The sequence below is a fragment of the Maribacter luteus genome (genome assembly GCF_009674825.1).
GTDB lineage: Bacteria > Bacteroidota > Bacteroidia > Flavobacteriales > Flavobacteriaceae > Maribacter_A > Maribacter_A luteus.
Genome location: NZ_WKJH01000002.1, coordinates 446,109 through 469,829 on the forward strand (window position 1 = coordinate 446,109; position 23,721 = coordinate 469,829).

General features: G+C 40.6%; 16 protein-coding genes. 10 read left to right on the plus strand and 6 right to left on the minus strand.

Going from position 1 to position 23,721, the window contains the following annotated elements; translation table 11 throughout:
• Positions 1–181: 181 nt before the first annotated feature.
• On the minus strand, positions 182–646 hold the full coding sequence (locus tag GJ691_RS05165) for an Hsp20/alpha crystallin family protein (RefSeq protein ID WP_154364465.1): 465 nt from the start codon (positions 644–646) through the stop codon (positions 182–184).
• A 210-nt stretch (positions 647–856) separates the two neighbouring features.
• Between GJ691_RS05165 and GJ691_RS05170 the strand changes: the two genes are divergently transcribed.
• From GJ691_RS05170 to GJ691_RS05210, 10 genes are all read left to right on the plus strand, one after another.
• On the plus strand, positions 857–2,074 hold the full coding sequence (locus tag GJ691_RS05170; RefSeq protein ID WP_154364467.1) for an efflux RND transporter periplasmic adaptor subunit: 1,218 nt from the start codon (positions 857–859) through the stop codon (positions 2,072–2,074).
• Between the two features lie 5 nt (positions 2,075–2,079).
• Positions 2,080–2,829 carry an ABC transporter ATP-binding protein gene (locus GJ691_RS05175; RefSeq protein ID WP_154364469.1) on the plus strand — a complete coding sequence of 250 codons (750 nt, stop codon included), beginning with the start codon at positions 2,080–2,082 and terminating at the stop codon, positions 2,827–2,829.
• 9 nt (positions 2,830–2,838) lie between these two features.
• On the plus strand, positions 2,839–4,053 hold the full coding sequence (locus GJ691_RS05180; RefSeq protein ID WP_154364471.1) for an ABC transporter permease: 1,215 nt from the start codon (positions 2,839–2,841) through the stop codon (positions 4,051–4,053).
• Positions 4,054–4,311: 258 nt separating this feature from the next.
• Positions 4,312–5,445 (plus strand): galactokinase, encoded by a 1,134-nt coding sequence (galK, locus tag GJ691_RS05185; protein WP_154364473.1) that lies wholly within the window; start codon positions 4,312–4,314, stop codon positions 5,443–5,445.
• A gap of 1 nt (position 5,446) precedes the next feature.
• Positions 5,447–6,487: a UDP-glucose--hexose-1-phosphate uridylyltransferase gene (locus GJ691_RS05190; protein WP_154364475.1), complete on the plus strand. Its 1,041-nt coding sequence runs from the start codon at positions 5,447–5,449 to the stop codon at positions 6,485–6,487.
• Positions 6,488–7,236: 749 nt separating this feature from the next.
• The gene (locus tag GJ691_RS05195; RefSeq protein ID WP_154364477.1) at positions 7,237–10,353 is read left to right on the plus strand and encodes a SusC/RagA family TonB-linked outer membrane protein; all 3,117 of its coding nucleotides are present in this window, start codon (positions 7,237–7,239) and stop codon (positions 10,351–10,353) included.
• 9 nt (positions 10,354–10,362) lie between these two features.
• The gene (locus GJ691_RS05200; protein WP_154364480.1) at positions 10,363–12,285 is read left to right on the plus strand and encodes a RagB/SusD family nutrient uptake outer membrane protein; all 1,923 of its coding nucleotides are present in this window, start codon (positions 10,363–10,365) and stop codon (positions 12,283–12,285) included.
• Between the two features lie 152 nt (positions 12,286–12,437).
• Positions 12,438–14,240: a carbamoyltransferase family protein gene (locus GJ691_RS05205; RefSeq protein WP_154364483.1), complete on the plus strand. Its 1,803-nt coding sequence runs from the start codon at positions 12,438–12,440 to the stop codon at positions 14,238–14,240.
• On the plus strand, positions 14,241–14,390 hold the full coding sequence (locus GJ691_RS19680; RefSeq protein ID WP_246200118.1) for a DUF5989 family protein: 150 nt from the start codon (positions 14,241–14,243) through the stop codon (positions 14,388–14,390). It begins immediately after the preceding gene.
• Positions 14,390–14,749 carry a hypothetical protein gene (locus GJ691_RS05210; RefSeq protein ID WP_154364485.1) on the plus strand — a complete coding sequence of 120 codons (360 nt, stop codon included), beginning with the start codon at positions 14,390–14,392 and terminating at the stop codon, positions 14,747–14,749. The genes GJ691_RS19680 and GJ691_RS05210 overlap by 1 nt, the downstream gene beginning before the upstream one ends.
• A 6-nt stretch (positions 14,750–14,755) precedes the next feature.
• Here the strand turns inward: GJ691_RS05210 and GJ691_RS05215 are convergent, their stop codons facing one another.
• The 5 genes from GJ691_RS05215 to GJ691_RS05235 form a co-directional block, all read right to left on the minus strand.
• On the minus strand, positions 14,756–16,402 hold the full coding sequence (locus GJ691_RS05215; RefSeq protein ID WP_154364488.1) for an SGNH/GDSL hydrolase family protein: 1,647 nt from the start codon (positions 16,400–16,402) through the stop codon (positions 14,756–14,758).
• A 65-nt stretch (positions 16,403–16,467) separates the two neighbouring features.
• Positions 16,468–19,365 carry a glycosyl hydrolase 115 family protein gene (locus tag GJ691_RS05220; protein WP_154364491.1) on the minus strand — a complete coding sequence of 966 codons (2,898 nt, stop codon included), beginning with the start codon at positions 19,363–19,365 and terminating at the stop codon, positions 16,468–16,470.
• A gap of 14 nt (positions 19,366–19,379) precedes the next feature.
• Entirely contained in the window at positions 19,380–20,552 is a 1,173-nt protein-coding gene (gene uxuA, locus GJ691_RS05225) for a mannonate dehydratase (RefSeq protein WP_154364752.1), read from the minus strand.
• Between the two features lie 20 nt (positions 20,553–20,572).
• Positions 20,573–21,307 (minus strand): SDR family NAD(P)-dependent oxidoreductase, encoded by a 735-nt coding sequence (locus GJ691_RS05230; protein WP_154364492.1) that lies wholly within the window; start codon positions 21,305–21,307, stop codon positions 20,573–20,575.
• Positions 21,308–21,344: 37 nt separating this feature from the next.
• Positions 21,345–23,516 (minus strand): alpha-glucuronidase family glycosyl hydrolase, encoded by a 2,172-nt coding sequence (locus tag GJ691_RS05235; protein WP_154364494.1) that lies wholly within the window; start codon positions 23,514–23,516, stop codon positions 21,345–21,347.
• Positions 23,517–23,721: the final 205 nt, after the last annotated feature.

Genomic DNA, 23,721 nt, shown 5'->3' on the forward strand with positions numbered 1-23,721 from the left:
AAACAGGGGAGGCAATTTCGAGGACCAAGACCCCAATAGTATCCCCATAAAGAATTCCCAATTGGATAATTCACACTATGTTTTTATGAAGTTCTTTAAACGAAAAAGCCCTAAGGCCAAACCTAATCACATGGACGTATTTTCGGTTAAGGCGAAAGGGCTTTGCGTTTTTCGATGGTCTTTAGGCTATCTCTACCACTTTTGGTGGTTTTTTCTTAGCCTCTTCCTTTTTCATTAGATCAAAACTTAGTATACCATCATTATACCTGGCTTTGATTGCTTCTTCTTTTACACTTTTGGGTAATTGCAATGAACGCTCAAAAGCATTATAGCTGAATTCACGACGGGAATAGTTTTCTTCTTTTTCTTCTTCTGATTTCGTTTTTTCAGCAGAAATGTTCAAGCAACCATCTTCTATGGTTATTTCAAAATCTTTCTTGGCGAAACCGGGTGCAGCAAGCTCAATTTCAAACTTATCCTCGGTCTCTTTAATGTTTAACGCAGGTTCGGTGGTTTTGCCATTCCAGAAGGTGTCGGGCAACATATCCCTGACCCAAGAACGATTATCGAAAAAATCATCCATGTCAAAGAAATCATGTCCTACAAGATTTCCGAAAGGCCTTCTTTTAAATTTTACAAGTGACATAACAATGTGTAATTAGGTTAAACAATCCTTTTTTTTATTCGGGGCTAAATTAAGTAGGCCTTCGCCCTTTCTAAATGACCTAGGTCATGACTTCGTTATTTTTTGACCCCTTATCGGCCAACCTATTTCCCTACTGATATAAATCATTAGGATTATGGGTATTACACCCTAATTTTAAAGCAATGGATCTGTCTTTAAAATACAATACCGATGAAAAAATACAAATGGGTGGTTATCGTGATTTTGGCTATCGCCGTTATAGGCTATCTGTTTTTAAGGCCTAAACTCAGCACAAAAAAACTGGATTTCAACTATACACTTTTGGAAAAAGGTAATATTGAGGCCGATGTATCAAGCACTGGTACTGTGGAAGCCATAAATACGGTAGAAATAGGCACCCAAATCTCGGGAACCATAAAAAAGATATATGTGGATTATAATGATAAGGTCAAAGCCGGACAGATATTGGCGGAGATGGACCTAAAACTGTTAAGTACCAGCCTTACCAGTGCAAAAGCCAATTTAGGGGTTAGCGAGGCCCAATTATACCAAGCCAAGGATGAGTTCGACCGTAACAAGTCACTCTATGAAAAAAACGTCATTTCCACCAAAGAATTCAACGATTCCAAATATTCCTACAACCAAGCATTGAGTTCACAAAAAGCCGCCAAAGCTGCGGTGGAAAATATTGAAGTGAGCATTGGATATGCCCACATTACCTCCCCAATAGATGGTACCGTAATTGAACGTAGCGTGGAGGAAGGGCAAACCGTAGCCGCTTCATTCGCCACACCGACCATGTTCATTATTGCCGAAGACCTATCGAAAATGCAGATCCTGGCAGATATGGATGAAAGTGACATCGGATACATCAAAAACCAGATGCAAGTGCGCTTTACCGTACAGACCTATCCCGATAAACAATTTTATGGCTCGGTAAGTCAGATAAGACTACAACCCATAGAGATAAACAATGTGGTCAACTACCAAGTAGTGGTCGATGTAGACAATGAAAAAGGGTTGTTGTTACCAGGTATGACCGCTAATCTGGAGTTCATCATAAATGCCGCCAAGGATGTGATCTTGATCAACAATTCAGCATTACGCTTCCGACCAAACGAAACCATGTTGAAAGAAATAAAACCTATTTTGGAAAACAAGGCCCAAACCGTGCTTCCCGATTCCATAAAAAACAAGTTCATCAATACCATCAATCACGAAGAACTTTATACTCCGGCCAATTTCAAGAAAACTTTGCCTTCGCACATAGATGGTTATTTCTTTAAGGATAACCAGGGTAAGTTAGATTTCCGATTTATTGAAATAGGAATCAAATCTGGCATCTATTCAGAGATCAAACGCCATTTAGATGGTTCCCCTGTAACGGAAAACACAAGGGTCATCAACGGAATAAAAACAAAAAAATAAAAGATATGCCCCTTAAAAAAGTCATAGAGACTAAACAACTTGGCCGCATATTCAAAAACGGCGAAATAGAAGTGCGTGCGCTCACCGATATAGATTTGGTCATTGAAGAAGGTGAGTTCGTGGCCATAATGGGTGCATCGGGATCGGGCAAATCAACCTTACTCCATATTATCGGTTGTTTGGATAGGCCTACCTCAGGTGAGTACTATTTGGACGGTGTCGACGTCAATGGATTGAATAAAAACCAATTGGCCGATATACGAAATCAAAAAATCGGATTCATATTCCAAAGTTATAACCTGTTATCGCGTACCACGGCCTTGGAAAATGTAGAACTTCCCCTCATTTATAACAGGACCGGACAATTTACAAATTCGAAAGAGCTTGCCCAAAAAGCATTGGAACAAGTGGGATTGGCCGATCGTATTTACCATAGAACAAATGAGCTTTCGGGAGGTCAACAACAACGGGTGGCCATAGCACGGGCTTTGGTAAACAATCCTGCACTTATACTTGCGGATGAGCCTACCGGAAATTTGGATAGTACCACCAGTATTGAAATAGCTGACCTTTTTGTACAATTGAACAATGAAGGCAAGACCATACTCATGATCACCCATGAGCCGGATATTGCCCAGTTCGCGAAACGAATGGTCTATTTAAGGGATGGCCGCGTACTTACCGATTCCTTAATCGAAGACAGGAGTACAAAAGAATCGGCCATTAAGGCATTGGAAAATCCGGTAACTACCTAATTGGGCATTATGAGAAGATTCCTAAAAATATTCAAGGTCGCTTTCCATTCCATTTATAAAAATAGGACACGTAGCCTACTGACCATGCTGGGCATCATCATTGGGGTAGGTGCGGTCATCATGACCATTTCAGCAGGTGAAGGGGCCACTATGGCGGTAGAGAACCAAATTTCGGGATTAGGCACAAATTTATTGATGATCCAAACGAAATCGGAGCATAAAGCCGGAATCAACGTTCGCATGGGCAGACCCATGGACAAGAAAGATTTTGATGTACTGCAGAAAAACTCCGTGTACATGCCCAATCTCTCCCCCCTCTTGGCCATTGGGGCACAAGCCATTGGTCCCAGCGGATATAAATCTACAATGGTATATGGTGTTTCCTATGACTATTTTTATATAACCAGTCGAGAGCTACAGGCAGGTAATTTCTTTACCGAGGAAGACGTACGTACCGCAAAAAAATATTGCGTTATCGGAGAGACCATTCGAGAAGAACTTTTTCCAGGGCAAGATCCCATAGGTAGACAAATTCGCATAGATAAGGTCCCTTTTACCGTTATGGGACTTTTGACCGAAGAAGGTACCGGTGGCATGCAGGATATGGACGATATTATCCTGGCACCATACACGACCATACAAAATAGACTCTATGGTCACCATAGAGGTTATACCATGATCATGGCCAGCGCCTTGAGTGAAGACCATATAACCAATGCCAAGGTTGAGGCTACCGAACTATTGCGCGAATCACATCGGATCAAAGATGGGGAAGAAGATGATTTCGAGATCATGACCCAAATTGAACTTCAGGAAATCACAGGAAATATCACGGGTATCTTAACCATTCTATTGGGCGCCATTGCCAGTATCTCCTTGATCGTCGGCGGTATCGGAATTATGAACATCATGTTGGTCTCGGTAACCGAGCGTACACGGGAAATTGGAACCCGACTGGCCATTGGGGCAAGGGAAAGTGATATTCTTACCCAGTTTTTGATTGAAGCTATAGTATTGAGTTTAGTAGGTGGATTGCTGGGAATCGTTTTTGGTGTCATCGGAAACCAGATAATCTATAAAGTGACCGATTTCTTCATTCCAACGGCCTTTTACTCTATCGCCATTGGTTTTGGATTCGCAGCCTTGGTAGGTGTGGCATTTGGATACTTCCCAGCAAAAAAAGCAGCGAAACTAAACCCAATCGATGCTTTGCGATATGAATAATCGCTTAGTTGGTCTGTAATACGATTCATCAAGGGAAATTTCGAAGTAAAACCTTAAAATCCATACTTAGAAAATTCAACCATAAACACCTAATCAGAACAGTCAATAGGGTAAAAAAAGTTATGCTTTGGTTAAAATCAACTTAGATAAATCATTTTCAATATCACTACCTTTATAGTTCCAATTTGGAGGCCTTTCGTTTGTCATCAAAAGTAAAATGAAAACGACTGGAAATCATCGCATAAACACCGAAAAGGCATGCAATTTTTAAATTATTTCAAACCTGAACTTACGATTGAATCACCAGGTAGGATTAACATCATCGGTGAACATACCGATTATAATATGGGATTCGTACTCCCCACGGCCATAGAAAAGAAAATCACCTTTAAATTTCAAAAAAACGGATCGGACAAAATCTGTCATGTGCACAGTAAAGGATATGATACCGGATTTGAACTATCGTTGGATAACATTGCGATAAGTAATGTAGAATGGGAAAATTACATCTTAGGTGTATTGAATGAAATTTCCAAACGAACCGATAAACTTAGGGGGTTCGATTGTGTCTTGGAAAGCCACGTACCCATTGGTTCGGGAGTTAGTTCCTCCGCTGCACTGGAATGTGGTTTGGCATTCGGTCTCAACGAAATGTTCGGGCTTGGGCTCAGCCGTATGGATATCGTGGAGCTATCACAAGCCGCTGAGCATACCTATGCGGGCACCAAATGTGGTATTATGGATCAATTTGCCTCGGTAATGAGTAAGGAAGGACATGTGATCCTATTGGATTGCGAGTCTTTGGAGTATTCCTATATTCCCATTCAAATACAACCTTACAAGATTCTACTCCTGAACACCAATGTATCCCACAACCTCGCTTCTGGGGAATACAACAAAAGAAGGGCCCAATGCGAGACGGGGGTTTCCGCCCTAAAAAAGAACCATCCAGGGGTAAAATCGTTGCGAGATGCCACTATGGATATGTTGAATGACATCAAGGACACCCTCGATAGCACTGTCTACAATAGATGTGCCTATGTCATTCAAGAAAAAGATAGGGTTTTAGAAGCCGTTGAAGCCCTAAAGGCCAACAATCTGAAAAGGGTGGGCGAACTACTCTATGAAACCCATGAAGGGTTGAGCACCATGTATGAGGTAAGTTGCCCGGAACTCGACTTCCTGGTAGAGTTCACAAAAAACCACGAAGCTGTCTTGGGAGCCCGAATGATGGGTGGTGGTTTTGGCGGGTGTACCATTAATTTAATACACGAAGATGCTATTGACGATTTTGTTGCAGCAGCATCAAAAGCCTATAAAAAAGCCTGTAATTTAGAATTAACCTGGTTCGAGGCCAGTCCAAGTAAAGGAACGTCTATCCTAAACGAATAAAATGAATACCGAATTCAACGAAAATCCACATAGAAGGTTCAATATTTTAACAGGGGAATGGATATTGGTTTCTCCGCATAGAACCAAAAGACCTTGGCAGGGAAAGACCGAAAAACAATCCTTGGATACCAAACCAAAGTACGACCCTAATTGTTATTTGTGTCCGACCAACGGGAGAATGGGTGGAGCGGTAAATCCGGATTATAAAAAACCATTTTCTTTCGTGAACGATTTTTCGGCCCTATTGAAAGATGTTAAGGAGGAAACCTATACAAACGGACTTTTACATGCGCAATCCGAGTCGGGCATATGTAAGGTCGTATGCTTTTCCCCGGACCACTCCCTCACCCTACCTTTAATGTCAAAGGAAGAAATAACCGATGTCATTTCACTATGGCAACAGGAGTATAATGAACTTGGGGCTATGGATGGGATAAACCATGTTCAGATTTTTGAGAACAAAGGTGACATCATGGGGTGCAGCAATCCGCATCCGCATGGACAAATATGGGCGCAGCGGAGTATACCCCAAGAGGTACAGAAAAAATCGGATAGGTTATTGGATTATTGGAACAAACACCAAAAAAGTATCCTAGAGGATTATATTAAACAAGAGCTGGCATTGGATGAACGCATTATTATCGAAAATGAACATTTTGTTTCCTTAGTACCTTATTGGGCTGTATGGCCTTATGAAACCATAATCGCTCCCAAAAGAAAGATTGCCCATATCGGGAAACTTTCAACCGAAGAGAAAAAGGCATTTGCAGAAATATTACGAAAAACCACTATACGTCTAGACAATATTTTTGAAACTTCATTCCCATATTCCGCGGGAATACACCAAGCACCAACAGACGGTAAGGAACATCCTGAATGGCATTTTCATATGTCCTTTTACCCGCCATTACTTCGTTACGCAACGGTGAAAAAGTTCATGGTCGGGTATGAGATGTTCGCCAATCCACAAAGGGATATTACCGCCGAACAAGCTGCAAATACCATCAAGGCTCTTTCAGACGTTCATTATTCCAAGCAGTAGCAAGGGGTATACGTCACTACTGCCCATATGAAAATATAGGGCTCCTCAACGGTTAGGGTATTACCTTTAACCTTCATTATTCCCTAATTAAATATAAAACCACTGCCCGACCATTTAGGGACTTTTGGAGTTCTTGAGCGTATCATTCAATCACCAAACTATTTCCGGAAAAATAGGATTTGCACAATTAAGGAATCAAGGGTAATTGAAGCCCAGAACATTCATTGATCAAATAAGCTAATCCCCATATTCATTGGTGCCGACTTTTATCAACCCTAACCACATTTAAAAATTTTTTAAAACAACCGTTTGTGAACAAAACAAACCACTAAAACTATTTAAAAACAATAATAGCCCCATTAATCAGCAAACATAAATCGAAAATGCAATTTTCATCATAGAACCCCAATTATCAAAAATACACTACAACACACCTACATACTACACTATTTACCACATATTTAAAACACACTATTCTTAAATCTCTATACACATTAAAGGGACAACACTGCCGCAAACACATATGATCAAAGAAGAAAAAAGCCTATCCACACCTTAATACAAAAAACGCATTGTAAACATATTTTATTGATTTTAGTAAATTATTAACACAATCGGTTGTTTTGTACAATTGTATTTTATACTTTTGATAAAATAACACACTTTATAGACAATATAGAACAGAACTCAAATCAAGTAAGTAATCAAACACTCATTTATAACTCACATTATTTCTAACCTTAATCAATATGATGAATTTTTTATTTTTCAAAAGCAAATATTACAAAACGAAGTGGGCTACGGTCATGCTTCTTTTGTTCTTTGCAGGGGCAAGTGCCCAAGTAACCGTATCTGGAAATGTATCAGATACCAATGGCCCGATTCCTGGTGCCAATGTTGTCCTCAAAGGAACCCAGAATGGAGCGGCCACTGATTTTGATGGCAATTTTGTTCTCAGTAATGTACCATCCGATGGTATATTGGTTTTTAGCTATATAGGCTACAAAACCTTGGAAGTTTCGGTAAATAGTCAAACCACCATCAATGTAATAATGCAAACCGATGAAAATGCATTGGAAGAGGTTGTGGTTATCGGTTATGGTACCCAAAGTAAAGAATCGGTGACAGGATCGGTTGTTTCCATTAAGGCCGATGATTTACAGGAAGTACAAGCAAGTAACTTCCAACAGGCCCTTCAAGGACGGGCAGCCGGTGTCAACATTTCAACGACAAGCACCAGGCCTGGAGCCGCCCCAACCATTCGTATTCGTGGCACACGTTCCCTTTCGGGAAGTAATGACCCTCTAATCGTACTTAACGGTATTCCTTTTTCTGGTGGTCTAAGTGATATCAATCAAAATGATATAGAAAGCCTAGACATATTAAAAGATGCATCCGCTACCGCAATTTACGGCTCCAGAGGTGCAAATGGTGTAATCATCATTACGACCAAGAGTGGTAAAAAAGGTCAAAAGGCCAAATTCACCTATAATTCGTACTACGCGACCAAGGAAGTCTTTTCCAAGTTTCCTATGATGAATGCGGCCCAACTTACCCAATTACGTGCCGATGTTGCCGCCAATAATGGTGGCACACCTCTTTACGCCATAGGTGGTGATGAAGATTTGGCCAATGACACGGATTGGCAAGACCTACTTTTTGGTACAGGTCTCCAGACCTCCCATGATGTGAGTGTTCAAGGGGGTACTGAAAAAGGAACCTACAATATCGGAATGGGATACTTTAAGGAAACTTCCGTTATACCTGGAGATTCCTTTCAGAGATATTCAATTAGAGCCCAAGTTGATCAAGAAGTGGGCGAATTGTTCCGATTTGGAATTAATTCAGTAACAAACTTCAACAAAACCTCTAGTATTGTCGGTATTTATGATGCCTTGGCCGCATCACCTCTTTTGAGTCCATATGATGATGCCGGAAATTTCCTTGAGTCCGTTCGTCTTCAAACTATAGCTGACGACAGTTGGATTCCTACTAGAAATGAGATTAGCCGAATCGGGGACCGTAAAAAAAATGAGGAACTGGATTTTGGTACTTATAATAACATCTACGGTGAAGTTAAAATTCCATGGGTCGAAGGGCTAAAATACCGACTTAATGTTGGTCTGAACTTTCGTTCAAGTAGAGATGGGAATTTTACAGGTGAAGGCGTATTCAGCTATAACGAAAGTAATCCGTCTTCCGCCAGTTACGGTACTTCAATAACAAGGGATTATATTATTGAAAACCAATTGATCTTTGATCGAACATTTGCCGATAAGCACCGAGTTAATTTTGTGGGCTTGTTCTCATCCCAAGAAACCAATTATGACAGCTCTTATTTACAGGTTCGAAATGTTCCGGATGAAAACTCCTTATGGTACAATCTGGACTCTGCCCTTTCGGAAGACATTACTGGTTACAACACCGGTTATTCCGCTACTGGGTTACTATCATACATGGGGAGGGTCATGTATCAATATGATGACCGCTATTTAATAACAGGTACAATACGTTCTGATGGTTCGTCTAGATTGGCCGAGGGCCATAAATGGGTAACATACCCTGCTGTTTCCGTTGGATGGAATATTGCCAATGAATCGTTTATGGAGACGCAAGAGTTCATCAACCAATTAAAACTACGTGTAGGTTATGGTGAAACTTCAAATCAGGCGATTGACCCTTATTCGACACAAGGAAGGTTATCCACAGTAAACTACAACTACGGCAGCACCTTTGCCACAGGTTATTATGTGAGCGAATTGCCGAATCCGGAATTGGGATGGGAGTTTTCACAAACCTTTAACTATGGTCTTGATTTTGGGTTGTTCAACAATCGTTTGTCTGGTACTGTAGAATACTATGTTACCAAAACCAACGATATATTATACGACCTTAGTCTTCCAGCATCTTCAGGGGTTAGCAGTGTAACCAGTAACATTGGCGAAACAGAGAACAAAGGTATAGAAGTGGCCTTAAATGCTACTATTTTAGACAATCCAGATGGTCTAACATGGGACGCTGGAATCAACCTTTACTCCAACAAGAACAAAATCGTTTCTTTAGCGACCGGAGAGGATGAAAATGTTGGACAACTATGGTTCGTAGGCTCACCGATCAATGTTATCTATGATTACGAAAGAATCGGGCTTTGGAATGAATCCGATCCGGATTACCAATATCTACAAGATTATGAGCCAGGAGGCAATGTGGGTATGATTAAGGTAAAGTACACCGGAGACTACAATGCTGATGGATCACCAACAAGATCCATAAATTCAGATGATAGGGTTATACAGGATCCCACCCCTGATTTCCAAGGTGGTTTCAACACTCGTTTAGCTTATAGGGATTTAGATTTAAGCATGGTTGGTACTTTCCAAAGTGGTGGTACGATAGTAAGCACCTTACATTCTTCCAATGGGTATGTTAATCTACTGACCGGTAGAAGAAACAATGTGGACGTGGATTATTGGACACCGGATAATACAGATGCCAGATATCCCGCACCAGGAGGAATACAAAGTGGTGACAATCCAAAATACGGAAGTACTTTGGGTTATTTTGACGGCTCATACCTTAAGATACGTGCCATAACATTAGGATATAACTTTAATCAAAAAATCATTGAGGATCTTGGGGTTGAAAGACTTCGAATCTATGCAACTGCACAGAACCCATTCGTAATGTTTTCATCATTTCATAGGGAATCCGGTTTAGATCCAGAAACCAACTCTGGAGTCGATTCCAATGGAAATCGTCAAAACGTTGCCGTAAATACCACCAATATCTCCGACGGAATTCCAACAGTCGGGGCTAATGCTCCTACAACAAGGAATTATATGATAGGACTAAACATAACATTTTAAAAGATCATAATGAGAAAAATTAAAATAAAATCTATATCAATAGCAATTCTCTCTATTGCATTGTTAATAGGCTCTTGTACAGAAGATATACTGGAAGAGGAAACAAGGGGTGTATTCACGCCAGATTTCTTTCAAACCGAACTTGGTGTTGAAGGAGGTTTAACCTATTTGTATGAACATTTAAGATACTTATATGGACAAGCATATTATTACAACTCCCTAGAAACAGGGACAGATGAATATGCCTTTGCCCAAAGTGCAGATAATAACTTTAAGGATGCCGATTTATCTGGTGAAGGTCAAATAATACCGGACACCTATACCACAAGTATTGCATGGAATACCTGCTTCCCTGCCATCAACACCGCTAGTGGCATTATTGAAAATGCCGCCGCTGTAGGCTTGGACGATTCCGTAATTGCCGAGGCCAGGTTTTTTAGGGCATTTTACTACTTCCTGTTAGTTCAAACCTATGGTGGAGTACCATTGGATCTAGGTTCAGGGGAATTAGCATTCAATAATTCCGCTGTAAGGGCCTCAGTACGTAATACAGTACCAGAGGTTTATACAAAAGCCATATTTCCTGATTTGATTGATGCCGTTAATAACCTACCCGATTCCCCCCGTTTAACAGGTTCCGCAACCAAGAATGTAGCTCGTTTACATTTAGCTAAAGCTTATTTGACGTATGCGTGGTGGTTAGAGAACCCCAACAATATCCCAACGTATCCAGACACCAACAGAACAGACCCTGATGGCAATGGGGCTAGCTATTACTATCAGCAAGCTTACAATTTAGCTGTAGAGGGTATTGATAATCCAGGACCCTATAAGTTACTTGATTATTTTTATGATGTTCATGAAGGCTCCAACGACCGACATAGCGAAATGATGTTGTATGCCGATCGTACCGAGGAAAGTGAAATTTACAATGAAGCCAGTTTAGGATGGAGCAGTACGGATAATAGTGCCAATACTGCTGCATGGATGGTAACATCAAATTATACAAGTATTAGTGTAGACGGTACTTCAGCCGTATTGCGTGAGGCAGCCCAAAGTTATGGCCGTCCTTGGACACGTATGGCTCCCACCATCAATGTTTTTGAAGAAACGTTTGCCGAAAAAGAATTGGATTCCCGTTATGATGGTACTTTCGTAACCAGTTATAGGGGCAACTGGAACAAGGGTGGAAATACCACACCGACTTTGACCGCGGCAAATGGTATGCAAATAGCGCCCGGTGATGCTGTTATCACATTCTTGGATGAATACGATTCAAGCGTTGATTATAGTGTGAATGGCGGTAATCTTGGCGGCGGTGAAGTAGCAGGAAGATCTGACTATGTTATAAACCTAAATGAAATAAACAGAAGATTCTACCCAGGATTATGGAAAATAGGAACCTACCGTACCGATCATGATGTAGAAACCGAATTGGGATCGCCAAATGGAGCTATTACACGTCCTTTTCCAATAGCTAAATTTTCCGAATTCTACTTAGTTGCAGCTGAAGCGGCCGTGAAAGGTGCATCAGGTAGTTATACTGCCCGTGATTTAATCAATGTTATCCGTGCACGTGCAGGTAAATGGCGCTTTGATAATGGCGAACAGGTAGAACGAATTGAGGACAACAGTGCCGCATTGGTAGCTGCTACCCCAAGTGTTATTGACATAGACTATGTATTGGCAGAGCGATCCAGAGAGTACTTTGGTGAAGGCATTAGATGGTTTGATTTGGTTCGTACCCAAAAATGGGCTGAATACGCAGCTTCATATGAAATTGCGGGTAATGACGCTTCTGACCATAGTCCAGTAACAACAACCAGGACCATTCAAGCCTACCATTATTTAAGACCGATACCTCAATCTCAAATAGACGGATTGGATATGACCGAAGCTGAAAAAACAGCCTATCAAAATCCCGGATATTAATAGATCAAAACATTTAACATAATACTTATTGCAGACAATCGGCATTATGTGAAAAGTTGAGTTAGTTTAGTTTATTTAAAAAGGTTGTCTTGAAACATTAGACAACCTTTTTATTTATAAATTCAACCTTGATAAAGAATACCCTAACCCAAATGAAAGTACTTGGTATTTCCGCATATTATCACGATTCGGCCGCCGCAATTATTTTAGACGGAAAAGTCATGTACGCCGCTCAGGAAGAACGTTTTACCAGAATAAAAAATGATGCTTCCTTTCCTGAAGAAGCCATAAAATACTGTCTGCGGGAATCTGGATTCAATCTTGAGGATATCGACACAATTGCATTTTATGACAAGCCTTTCCTGAAATTTGAAAGACTTTTGGAAACTTATTATGCCTTTGCCCCAAAAGGGTTTAAATCATTCGCCAAGGCCATGCCTGTTTGGCTTAAGGAAAAACTATTCACAAAGCAGATCATAAGGAAAAGATTGAAAGAACTAAATGAAGATAGAAAACTGTCGAAAGTCCCTATTGTCTTCCCAGAGCATCACTTATCCCATGTTGCCAGCGCCTTCTACACTTCGCCATTTAAAAAAAGTGCTTTTTTAACGGTTGATGGTGTCGGGGAATGGACCACCACCTCGTATGGTACCGCTTGTGGCGAAAAAGGAATAAAAGTGTTGGGGGAATTACATTTTCCTGATTCATTAGGTTTGTTTTATTCTTCATTCACTTATTTCTTGGGATTTGAAGTGAATAAAGGGGAATACAAAATGATGGGCCTTGCACCATACGGCACTATGCAATCGGAACAAGTAACCCAATTCATACAAACGATCAAAGAAAGATTACTGGATATAAGGGAAGATGGTTCCATTAAGCTAAACAAGGACTATTTTGAATATGCCGTAGGCTTACGAATGGTAAATCCAAGAAAATGGCAAAAACTATTTGGTTTTGAAAAAAGAGATCCTGCCGAAAAATTGACACAGCTGCATGCCGATCTGGCTTTGGCCGCCCAAAAAGTCTCAGAAGAAATTTTGGTGAGGATGATTACGCATGTAAAGCAGGTCACCCATGCAGATTATTTATGTTTGGCAGGTGGCGTAGCCCTAAATTGTGTGGCGAATTCGGTGTTATACAATCAGAACATCTTTAAGGATATTTACATTCAACCTGCTGCAGGTGATGCTGGTGGCGCCATAGGAGCCGCACTGATTACCGATTATCTAGAGTCAGATCTATCCTTTTCCGGCTTAAAACAACCTTTTAATAATTTTTTGGGACCTAATTTTTCAAATCTTGAAATTGAAAGGACACTGCGAAAAAATAAATGTAGTTTCCGATATATTGAATCCACGGAAGAATTGTTGAAAATCACAGCCAATTATATTGCCAATAAAAAGGTGGTTGGCTGGTTTAATGGAAGAACAGAGTTTGGCCCAAGGGCATTGGGGAATAGAAGTATCCTAGCAGATGCCACTGATACGGATATGCAGTCCCAACTAAATTTAAAGATCAAGTTCAGGGAAAGTTTTAGGCCTTTTGCCCCTGCCGTATGTGAAGAAGATTATGACACTTATTTTGAGCTAGGAAAACATTCCCATTATATGTTGTTTACCAACCAAGTAAAACAATCCTTAAGACATGAATTGCCAAGCAATTTCAATGAACTCAGTCTTGAAGAAAAACGGAATATTCCCAAATCGGAATTACCGGCTGTTACACACATCGACTATTCCGCAAGGGTTCAGGTGGTAAAAAAGGAAATGAACCCTAGGTTCTGGAACCTAATACAAACCTATAAGAAGCTTACAGGAATCGGTGTGCTTATCAATACAAGTTTCAATGTTAAGGATGAACCTATTGTCAATACGCCTGAAAATGCCTACCGTTGTTTTATAAACTCAGGAATTGATATATTGGTTTTGGAAAATTATTTAATTGTAAAGTAGATGGAATTTATTAGAGAGTTTTTCCTTTTTTTGAAGGAACGTAAAAAATGGTGGTTAATCCCATTGATTATAATTTTCGTGATTTTAGGTGGTTTGATATTCTTAACCAATGGCTCTGCCTTGGCGCCATTTATTTACAGTTTGTTCTAATGAGAAAAGAAAAAGTCTTAGAGACCCTTGTCGTTTTAGCGTTGGCACCACTGGTTTTATATGTTTTATTCCATACCGAGTGGCTTATTTACCTTTCTATGGTGTTCTTGATCGTTCCGTTGATCTCGATGAAAATTGCTTTAGCCATAGCTAAAATTTGGCACACCTTCTCCAATTATCTTGGATTGGTAATGAACCATGCCTTACTGTTCATTTGTTTTTTTCTTTTCTTGGTTCCCTTATCTTTTTTTCAACGATTGTTCGGTGCAAATCAAATCCTCAAAAAGGAAAAATCAAATTCCTATTTTCAAAAAAGAGACCACGTTTTCACCAAAGAGGATATCAAAAACCCTTGGTAGCTATTTTCAATTAAGTTGTTTCCCTTTTTCAAAATAATAATCCGCATAAGCAACCCTATTCATTTTCAAGCAAATATTCCCCGCCATTTCATATACTTTTGGTTGCTCGGGAAATTCAGAAATTAAAGATTGCGCCACTTTAAGGGCATTCTCAAAATCACCATCACGTTCGTAGGTATGGTAAGCTTCCCGCATAACATCCTGCCATTTTTCCCTGCCCGCATAGAGGTCAATCGCCTTCCTCTCTTCGTAGGTCGGACTTTTGATTGAATTATACAGTGCAACCGGATTGGTTCCGGACATTTTTAAATTGTATGGCCATGATTGTTTTAAATCATCTATGATCAACTTCCCTTTAATGGAATCTATACGTGTTATGGGAATATCATTGATTGCTTCCTCATAAGCAATGAAATTATCCCAATCATCCAATAATTGCAGTTCTTTGATTTTGTTATAAAGAGCATCGGCTAAAATAAAATTACCTTTTACATTTGGATGTACATGCTCGGTCAGCAATCCACTATCGATAAAACCACTGTTGGAATGTGCACGCAATGCTTTCTTGGCATCTACCAGATGAACACCTTCCCTTTGTGATGATTCAATAATTACATCATTGATTTTCTCCGGAGCCCGAAACCTAAGAAAATCCAATTCCTTTGCAATATGAAAGTACTTGCATGCTGAATCTTGTTGGTGGTCCCTATAAAATTGTCCCAATTTATAAGCCGCAAGGGCATTTTCATTTGCAATTTTATAAACTTCTGTTCTATTGTTTTTCAATGCGTCTTCAAATCCATCTTCATTCAAATCAGCACTTATGAAGGGTTTGATATCCCTTTCGTTTGACACAACAGTGGAAATAATCACGGGAATGCCTTTGTCTTGATATCTTTTCAGGATTTTATCAAGATTGTCTTTAAATTGATCAATCCCGGCATTATATACCTCGGAGTCCATAGGGATTTGCTGTTCCTTGGCCATTACCTCCATTAAGGTTGTTTCCTCAACGGTATAGTTTGTTTTTGCCTTTGATTTAAAAACCATGGAATACCCATTTTCCAATAATTGAAAAAAGCGTGAATCCTTCAACTTTAAATAAGTCCTTACCAAGGATGGATAATTACCGATAGAAACCGTGGACCCTACACCCAATGCCCCATAATATTCATTGTGTCCTGCATAGATAATGACAAGATCGGGCTCCTGTTCTATTATTTTTTCGGATAAATCCCACAGGGTATATGAATTAACAGCCGTAATTCCCGTGTTTACTATTTCAATATTCTTATCCGGAAAGGTTAAGGCCAGTCTATGTTTTAGCATTCGAGGAAAAGAACCGTTTTTGTAAAAAGGAAAACCAACTACCGTTGACGCACCTTGGACAAAAACCCTAAAAGTATTGTCGGTTTTTTTCTTTAGAAACAAGTCCGATTGATTATCGGAATGGAAGCCTGTATGCTTAAAGTATTTTTTGGAAATACTGGAATTCATGACCAGATACTCCGTATTGTTTTCTGAAGTAACTTTATTGAAAAGCCGGTAAGTATCACCGTATCCAAAAAACCTCAGCATCAATTCTACAATTAGAATCAGAAACAAGGGAAGTAAAATAGCAATGATTTTAAATACTGTTTTCTTATTCAACATAAGTGGCTTTTACAGTGCTGTTTATATTCCTGTGTGTTTTTATAGGCTCCCAACCTATAATAGCTTTATTGAGCCCTGAAACTTTCAGGTGGACCTAAATAAGTCTCTTTCAATTGACTGTTCTCTGTTTCTATAATAATCCTTTGAAGTACCAAGCCTTCGTCAACCCTAAAGTAATTCAAAGTATGGTTACCCGCATCATTGATTTCAAATTCCGTGGTAATCACTTTAATATTATCAGCGACATTCGCATGCCAATTGCTGGGGACCTTCCCGTTATAATTAAAAATATTAGGATCTGAGTCGTAATTGATACGCACGGGATCTTCCCCATCGAATGACAGGCCATAATACATACCTTCCCGTGTGGCATAATTGATGGTCGGTGAAAACAGCACATGCACCTTCACTTTTCCCTTCGTCCTAAAGTGCACGTCATAAGACACCCTAGGGGAGGTTTCACTTAAAACAACCCTTCCTTTTTTAATGGGCAACGAAATTATAGACGACCCGGTCTTACCTAAATTATCGACCACTTTCCACGAGAAAGGTTCAGGCTCATAGGTAGTTGAAAAATGATCCGCATCGATAGCTATAAAACCATTACCCTCGATAAAACCTTTTGCTCCATCGATATCCACATTATTTGTTTGCACATAAACCGGGATGGATTTTTTATTCGCCTTTATCGTAAAGAATGTTTTGTTGGTTCCCTTTGGTGCTTTTTCCCAATCTATGTTTACTTCTATCCTTTGCTGTTTATCAACACTACCCTTTGTTTGGGAAAAGACAATCCAATCCGATTTGGACTTGATTTTATAATTGAAAGGCTCAGTTCCCCGATTAAAGACATCGACATAAAAAGTGTTGTTTTCAAAGGAAGTAAAAGTGGGCAGAATCGCTTCATCGGATGCATTTGGCCACCATTCTTTAGAACCTTCCACAGCCACACCCATATCCGATGTTTTGGGTATGTCAATCGTCTTGGTCTCCGGAATCGCATTGGTTTTCGGTTCTTGCCAAATTTTATAACCGATATGGGTTTGTGACATCATGTGGTTCCATTTACCATCCGCCATTTCATTATGGTAATAGTCGGTCAGTTCCATATCCTTATCAAACAACGCTTTTACCTTATTCGCATACTCATTTGTCAATGCCCTACCCTGTTCGGCATACCAATTGTTCTTGGCAGCTGCTACGTAAAGTTCGTTAAGATTGGCACTTGCCAAAACCTGAAAAAGCACTAACTGGTAATAGGCGTCCTTATATTCCTCGGGAAGTTGATCGTATATGCCTTGTGCTTTCCTTCCAAGTGTCTTATAATTTTCAACAATGGCATCGGCCTCTCGATAATCGATTAAACTATAGGTCGAGGGATCGATCAACTCATGCTTTCGTCTAGCATTGTATTTGGTGTATTTTTTCATGATATCGGCAATAGCATCGGTCTCAATTCCCCCGAATACATCATTTGCCCAAATACGGTAATAATCCTGTAGGTTATCGGCATTCCATCGATCAGGGTCCCAAGCATAGTCAAAGAAGAATTGTATTGGAAATTCCATGGGCTTGATATCCCCCACATTTACGATCCAGACCTTATCCACCCCATGTTCATAAGCTAGGTGCATCTGCTCCCAGGTGCGTTCAATTTGGTTGGTGTTCAACCATTTATAATTTCTGGGACCCCCCACATAATCGAAATGATAATAAATACCATAACCCCCTTTACGCGGTGCATCATCCAACCCCGGAAGTTTTCTGAGATTTCCCCAGTTATCATCACAAAGTAGCAATGTTACATCGTCTGGCACCCGCATCCCCTTATCATAATAATCCTGGACCTCTTTATATAGCGCCCATATCTGGGGTGTTTCCTCTGCGGGTTTCCCGGTAACCTCAGCAATGATCTTACGCTGGTCTTTGACGATCGTTTCCAGTAGATCTGTTGCCGTTTCCTCACTTAAAGCCTCATCACCATCACCGCGCATTCCAATGGTCACAAGGGTCTCCTTATCCCCCATACGTTCCATACCGCCTTTCCAGAATTCCTGTAATCCTTTGGCATTGGAAGCATAGTCCCATTTCCCTAAAGATGTATTCCATTCAGCATGGGCACGTGTTAAAGGTTCGTGGTGGGATGTTCCCATAACAATGCCGTATTCATCCGCTAAAATGGCATTTTGGGGATCATCCACATTAAACTTTCTTGGGGGCCACATGGCCGGCCACAAATAATTCCCTTTCATCCTAAGAATAAGTTCAAAAACCTTTTCATAGAATTTGGCATTAAAGTCCCCATAGCGTTCATAGACCCACCCTGTCAATGCAGGTGCCTCGTCATTGATAAAGAACCCCCTATACTTGACTTTAGGCTCCCCTAAGGTGTGCACACCGGGAAGCACGTGTAATTCCGATTGCTTTCGAACAGGAACGTCCGCCCAAAAATACCAGGGTGAGACCCCAATTTGGGAAGAAAGATCATATATGCCATAAATGGTTCCCCGTTTGTCCGAACCGGCAATAACCAAGGCTTTTTGCACACCGGCCATAGGATTGTCAACAATTTGGGTGGTGAATTTTTCCCGTTTTCCCTGAAGTCGGGCGGCATCTATTTTACCTTCTTTTGCCCATTGATCGATGATAGCACTTTTTCCCAGTGTCCCGATAATGACCAAATAATCTTCGGTTTGTGCCATACCGTTAAAGACCGTAGGTAAAATACCTGTGACTTTTTGAAGGTCATTCTGAAGATGACCGGCAACACGTACTACCCCTGGGAAATCATCTTGATCGACCACTATTGATGCTACGTTTTCGTTGGACGCCAATGGAAAACGTTCCGAGGAAGCTGTGTTGACAACATATTTTTGGGAATCAATGGTTTGGGCATTACCTAGTGTTACAACAAGTAGTAAGAATGCCGAGACGGAAATCCATGTATTTTTTAAAGCCATCATTTGTAGTTTTCAATCTAATTTTGCGTGTGTTTCAATCTATATTGAATCCCCATTTCCAAACCTCTCAATTCAGCAAGTCCTTTAAGTCTTCCCACTAGTGAGTAGCCGGGGTATTGTTCTTTTCCTTCCTCTATGGTATGCAGAAATCCATGATCGGGGCGAAGTGGCAAGGCAACATTCCTTTTTTGCATCAGTAGCACCAATTTTTCCATGATGCTTTCAATCGGATTATCCCCATTGAGATGTTCGGCCTCCCTAAAAATATCCTTGGAATCCCTTTTTACGTTTCTCAGATGCAAGAAATGAATTCGGTCTCCATGGTCATCAATGATCTTCTCCAAATCATTATGGGGTTCCGCACCCAAAGAACCTGTACAATAACATAGTCCGTTCGCATTCAAGGGAACAGCATTAAAAATACGATTTAAGTCCTCCTGGGTACTAACGACCCTAGGTAGTCCCATAACCGAAAATGGTGGGTCGTCTGGGTGAATGGCCAGTTTTATACCCAACACCTCGGCAACTGGGGCAACTTCGGACAAAAAATGGATTAAGTTGGTCCTTAGCGCATGGTTGTCAATATCCTTGTAATTTTCGAGCAATTCCAAAATTTGATCCCTAGTAAAATTCACTTTACTGCCTGGCAACCCAAGAAGTACATTTTTAAACAACAAATCCTTGTCATCTTGTGAAAGGGTATTTCCGTAGTCAAGGGCCATTTGTTTTTCCTCATCGGAATAATCGTTTTCAACCCCGGGCCTTTTTAACAAAAAGAGATCAAAGTAGTTAAAAGCAACTTGATCATAGCGCAACGCTTTACTGCCATCGGGATTCTTAAACGCATGATCGGTACGCACCCAATCCAAAATGGGCATAAAGTTGTAGGTCACCACCTTAATGCCACAAGCGGCCAGGTTGTTTAAGCTGATTTTATAATTTTCGATATACCTTAAACTTGCCCCATTTGCTTTTTTAATGTCTTCGTGCACCGGCAGGCTCTCGACTACCGTCCATTCCATACCTGCATTCCTTATGGTCTGCTGGCGTTCTTGAATCGCATCTACCGTCCAAATATCCCCAACAGGGATTTCATGTAAGGCCGTTACGATTCCTGAAACACCACATTGCCGAATATCCGTTAGGGATATAGCGTCATTAGGACCAAACCAGCGCATTGTTTGTTGCATGTGTTTCATTTTTCCGCTATTTAGAATCCGATACTATTTCCCCCATCTACAGGAAGAATGGTACCGGTAACGAATTTTGATTCATTATTGGCATAAAAATAGACGGCATCCGCAATATCGCATGGGGTCCCTAAAATGCCCATCGGTGTCCTATCCAATACTTTATCCCTCCTTTGGGGTTCATCACTGAATGCCTTCTCTGACATTTTGGTTTTTATAAATCCAGGTGCCACACAATTCACCCGTACACCATATTTTGCCAAATCAACGGCCATGGCCCTGGTCATTGCCTCAATGGCGCCCTTACTTGCGGTATAGGCGATTACTTTTGGAATGCCGTACTGTGAGGCCATAGAGCTAATATTAACGATACACCCGCCACTATGTTCTTTCATCACCTTGACAACCTCCCTACTTACGGCAAAAATGCTCAAGACATTCAATTGGATGATTTTAAAAAACTCCTCATCGGTTACATCAATGAATTCTTTTTTCATATTAATACCCGCATTGTTCACCAATATATCTATGGCACCATCCGTGGCTATTTCCTGGATCATCGCAGGAATACCTTCCAGATTCGTTAAATCGAAAATTACAGGAACGGCGTTCTTACCAAGTTCAAGACAAGCTTCCTTGGTTTGTTCCTCATTCATACCAACGATATACGTCTTAATACCATTCTTGCAAAATTTTGTTGCAGTTGCAAAACCTAAACCAGAACCTCCTCCGGTGACTATTGCTGTTTTACCCATCTATTCTATAAATTATTCTATTGTAAACTTTATTTTTTTAGTGATGTCCTGGTGCAAAAGGAAACTCCAGGGATTGAAAATATTCCAATGTCCGGGTTGGTTTTTCGACCCCTTCGGGCAATTCCATTTTGGAAAATCGCTGAAAATACAACAAGCAGGAATCCCGCCACCATTTTGCCTCTTTATATTGAATGTCCAATAACATATTCATTTCGTTAAAACGTTGGGAATCCACATAACCCTCTAGGCTACTCCATGTTTTGACCATAGCCGCCACCGTATCAACACCCTCTTGGTATTTTAATGCCATCCCATTCCAGAGCGATTGCCCGTTCTTTAATCTATAATTCCAAGGTACATGGTGGAACCACAATAAATATTCTTCCGGACAGGTATTGATATCATTGAACATACGGGCCACTTCAGGGGCATATTGGCCTACGGCATTACTTCCTGTAGTACTTCTATCAAATCCAACACCCAAAGTGTCGGCCTTATGAAAATAAACCGAATTCCATTCCGCCCTCTCGAAAATATCGACCCATGGTCCCGGGCCATAATGGTGCCCTGCCGCCATAATATGGTGTAAGCCCAATGGCGTCATATAATTTACCGTGGCTTCCCTTGATTGCAGCATAAAGGCTTTTACGGGCTGCACAAAGGCTTTGTCATTAGAAAAAGTAGCTCTTATCCATTCATCCGCTATGTCGGCGGATTTCATATATGGGTTCCATGCCAAACGGCCAAAGCTATACCAATTGGCCTGTAAAAACACATTCCCGGTCCAGTTTCTATCCGTACCGATATTGCTCACTCCGGCCATTCCCGTTAATTTCTTATTAGAAAGTGACCCATCAATAACCTTGGCTACCGTAGAACCTTTACATTTTCTGTCCGTATCCGATGCTAACACCTCCTCAAACAGGGTGGAAAGAAACACGGAATGTGTACTACAACCTAAATACTCCTGTGTGATTTGAAACTCGATCATTAAAGGCGTTTTGGGCATGGCCCCGAACATGGGGTGAAAAGGCTCCCGAGGTTGGAAATCGATGGGACCATTTTTTACTTGCACAAGAACATTATCCTTAAACTGACCATCATACGGGACAAATTCGGAATAAGCTTCCTTGGCCCTATCATCCGATGAATTTTCGGCATATACAAAGGCCCTCCACATAATAATCCCTCCAAAGGGGGCTACGGCATCGGCCAACATATTGGCCCCATCAACGTGATTTCTCCCATAATTTTGGGGTCCTGGTTGTCCTTCTGAATTTGCCTTTACCAAAAATCCACCAAAGTCGGGAATTTCAGCATAAATACGCGCTGCTTTACCCTTCCACCAGGAAATAACCTCGGCATCCAAGGGGTCCGCCGTTTTCAGCCCACCAATCTCGATAGGGGCCGAAAACCGGGCCGTAAGGTACACCTTGATACCGTAGGGCCGAAACACATCGGCCAAGACCTTTACTTTTTCTATATACTGGGGCGTTAAAATGAGTGCATTGGCGTTCACATTCGTTAAAACGGTTCCATTGATACCTATTGATGCATTGGCCCGTGCATAATCGATATAACGCTGGTCGATAAAATCGGGTAAGCGATGCCAATCCCAAATGGAGCCACCGGAATACCCCCTTTCTACGGTTCTATCCAGATTATCCCAATGATTCAGTACCCTGACCTTAAGTTTTGGGGAATCCACGATGTTTAGTTTTCCAATAGCCTGATTTGTCTGTAACAACCTTAAAAAATGATGCACCCCATATAATACGCCCACATCGGTTTTCCCTGTAATCACTAGCTGTTTCTTCCCTTTTACAGTAATGGATCTAATGATAAAACCTTCCTGGTTTATTTGATGGTACCCCTTATCAAAGAAACCGATGATCGTTTGGGGTAGATTTTCCTTTCGTCCGAATACCAGACTGTTTTTTATAGATTCCCTTTCGACGGACAAATACTCCTGCCCCAACATACCCTTTAATCCCACCTGCAATTCATTCAAAGCGATTTCTATGGTTTTGGAATCCCCTAACGGAACCAATTCCTGAATATTGGATCGATACGATTCTCTCAAGCCCTCGCCCTCTATCAAACGATACTGCAACCACAATTTATAACCATCATTGGCATAGGTATTTAAAACAGATAAAAGCAAGAATAATGAAACGAAACAATACTTTATAAAATCCAATTTCTTCATAACAACCAATTCAGCTAATTTTATACCTATTACCAATTTTAAACAAATTCTGACCATAAATGATTATTTCATAATATTTTCCATAATAATTGTGGAAATAAGAAATAATACATAATTTGCAATCGGTTGCGTAAAACTATAACAATCCATTTAAAATTAAAAATATTTGAGTGAATTAACTTTATAAATCAAGATCACATCGTAA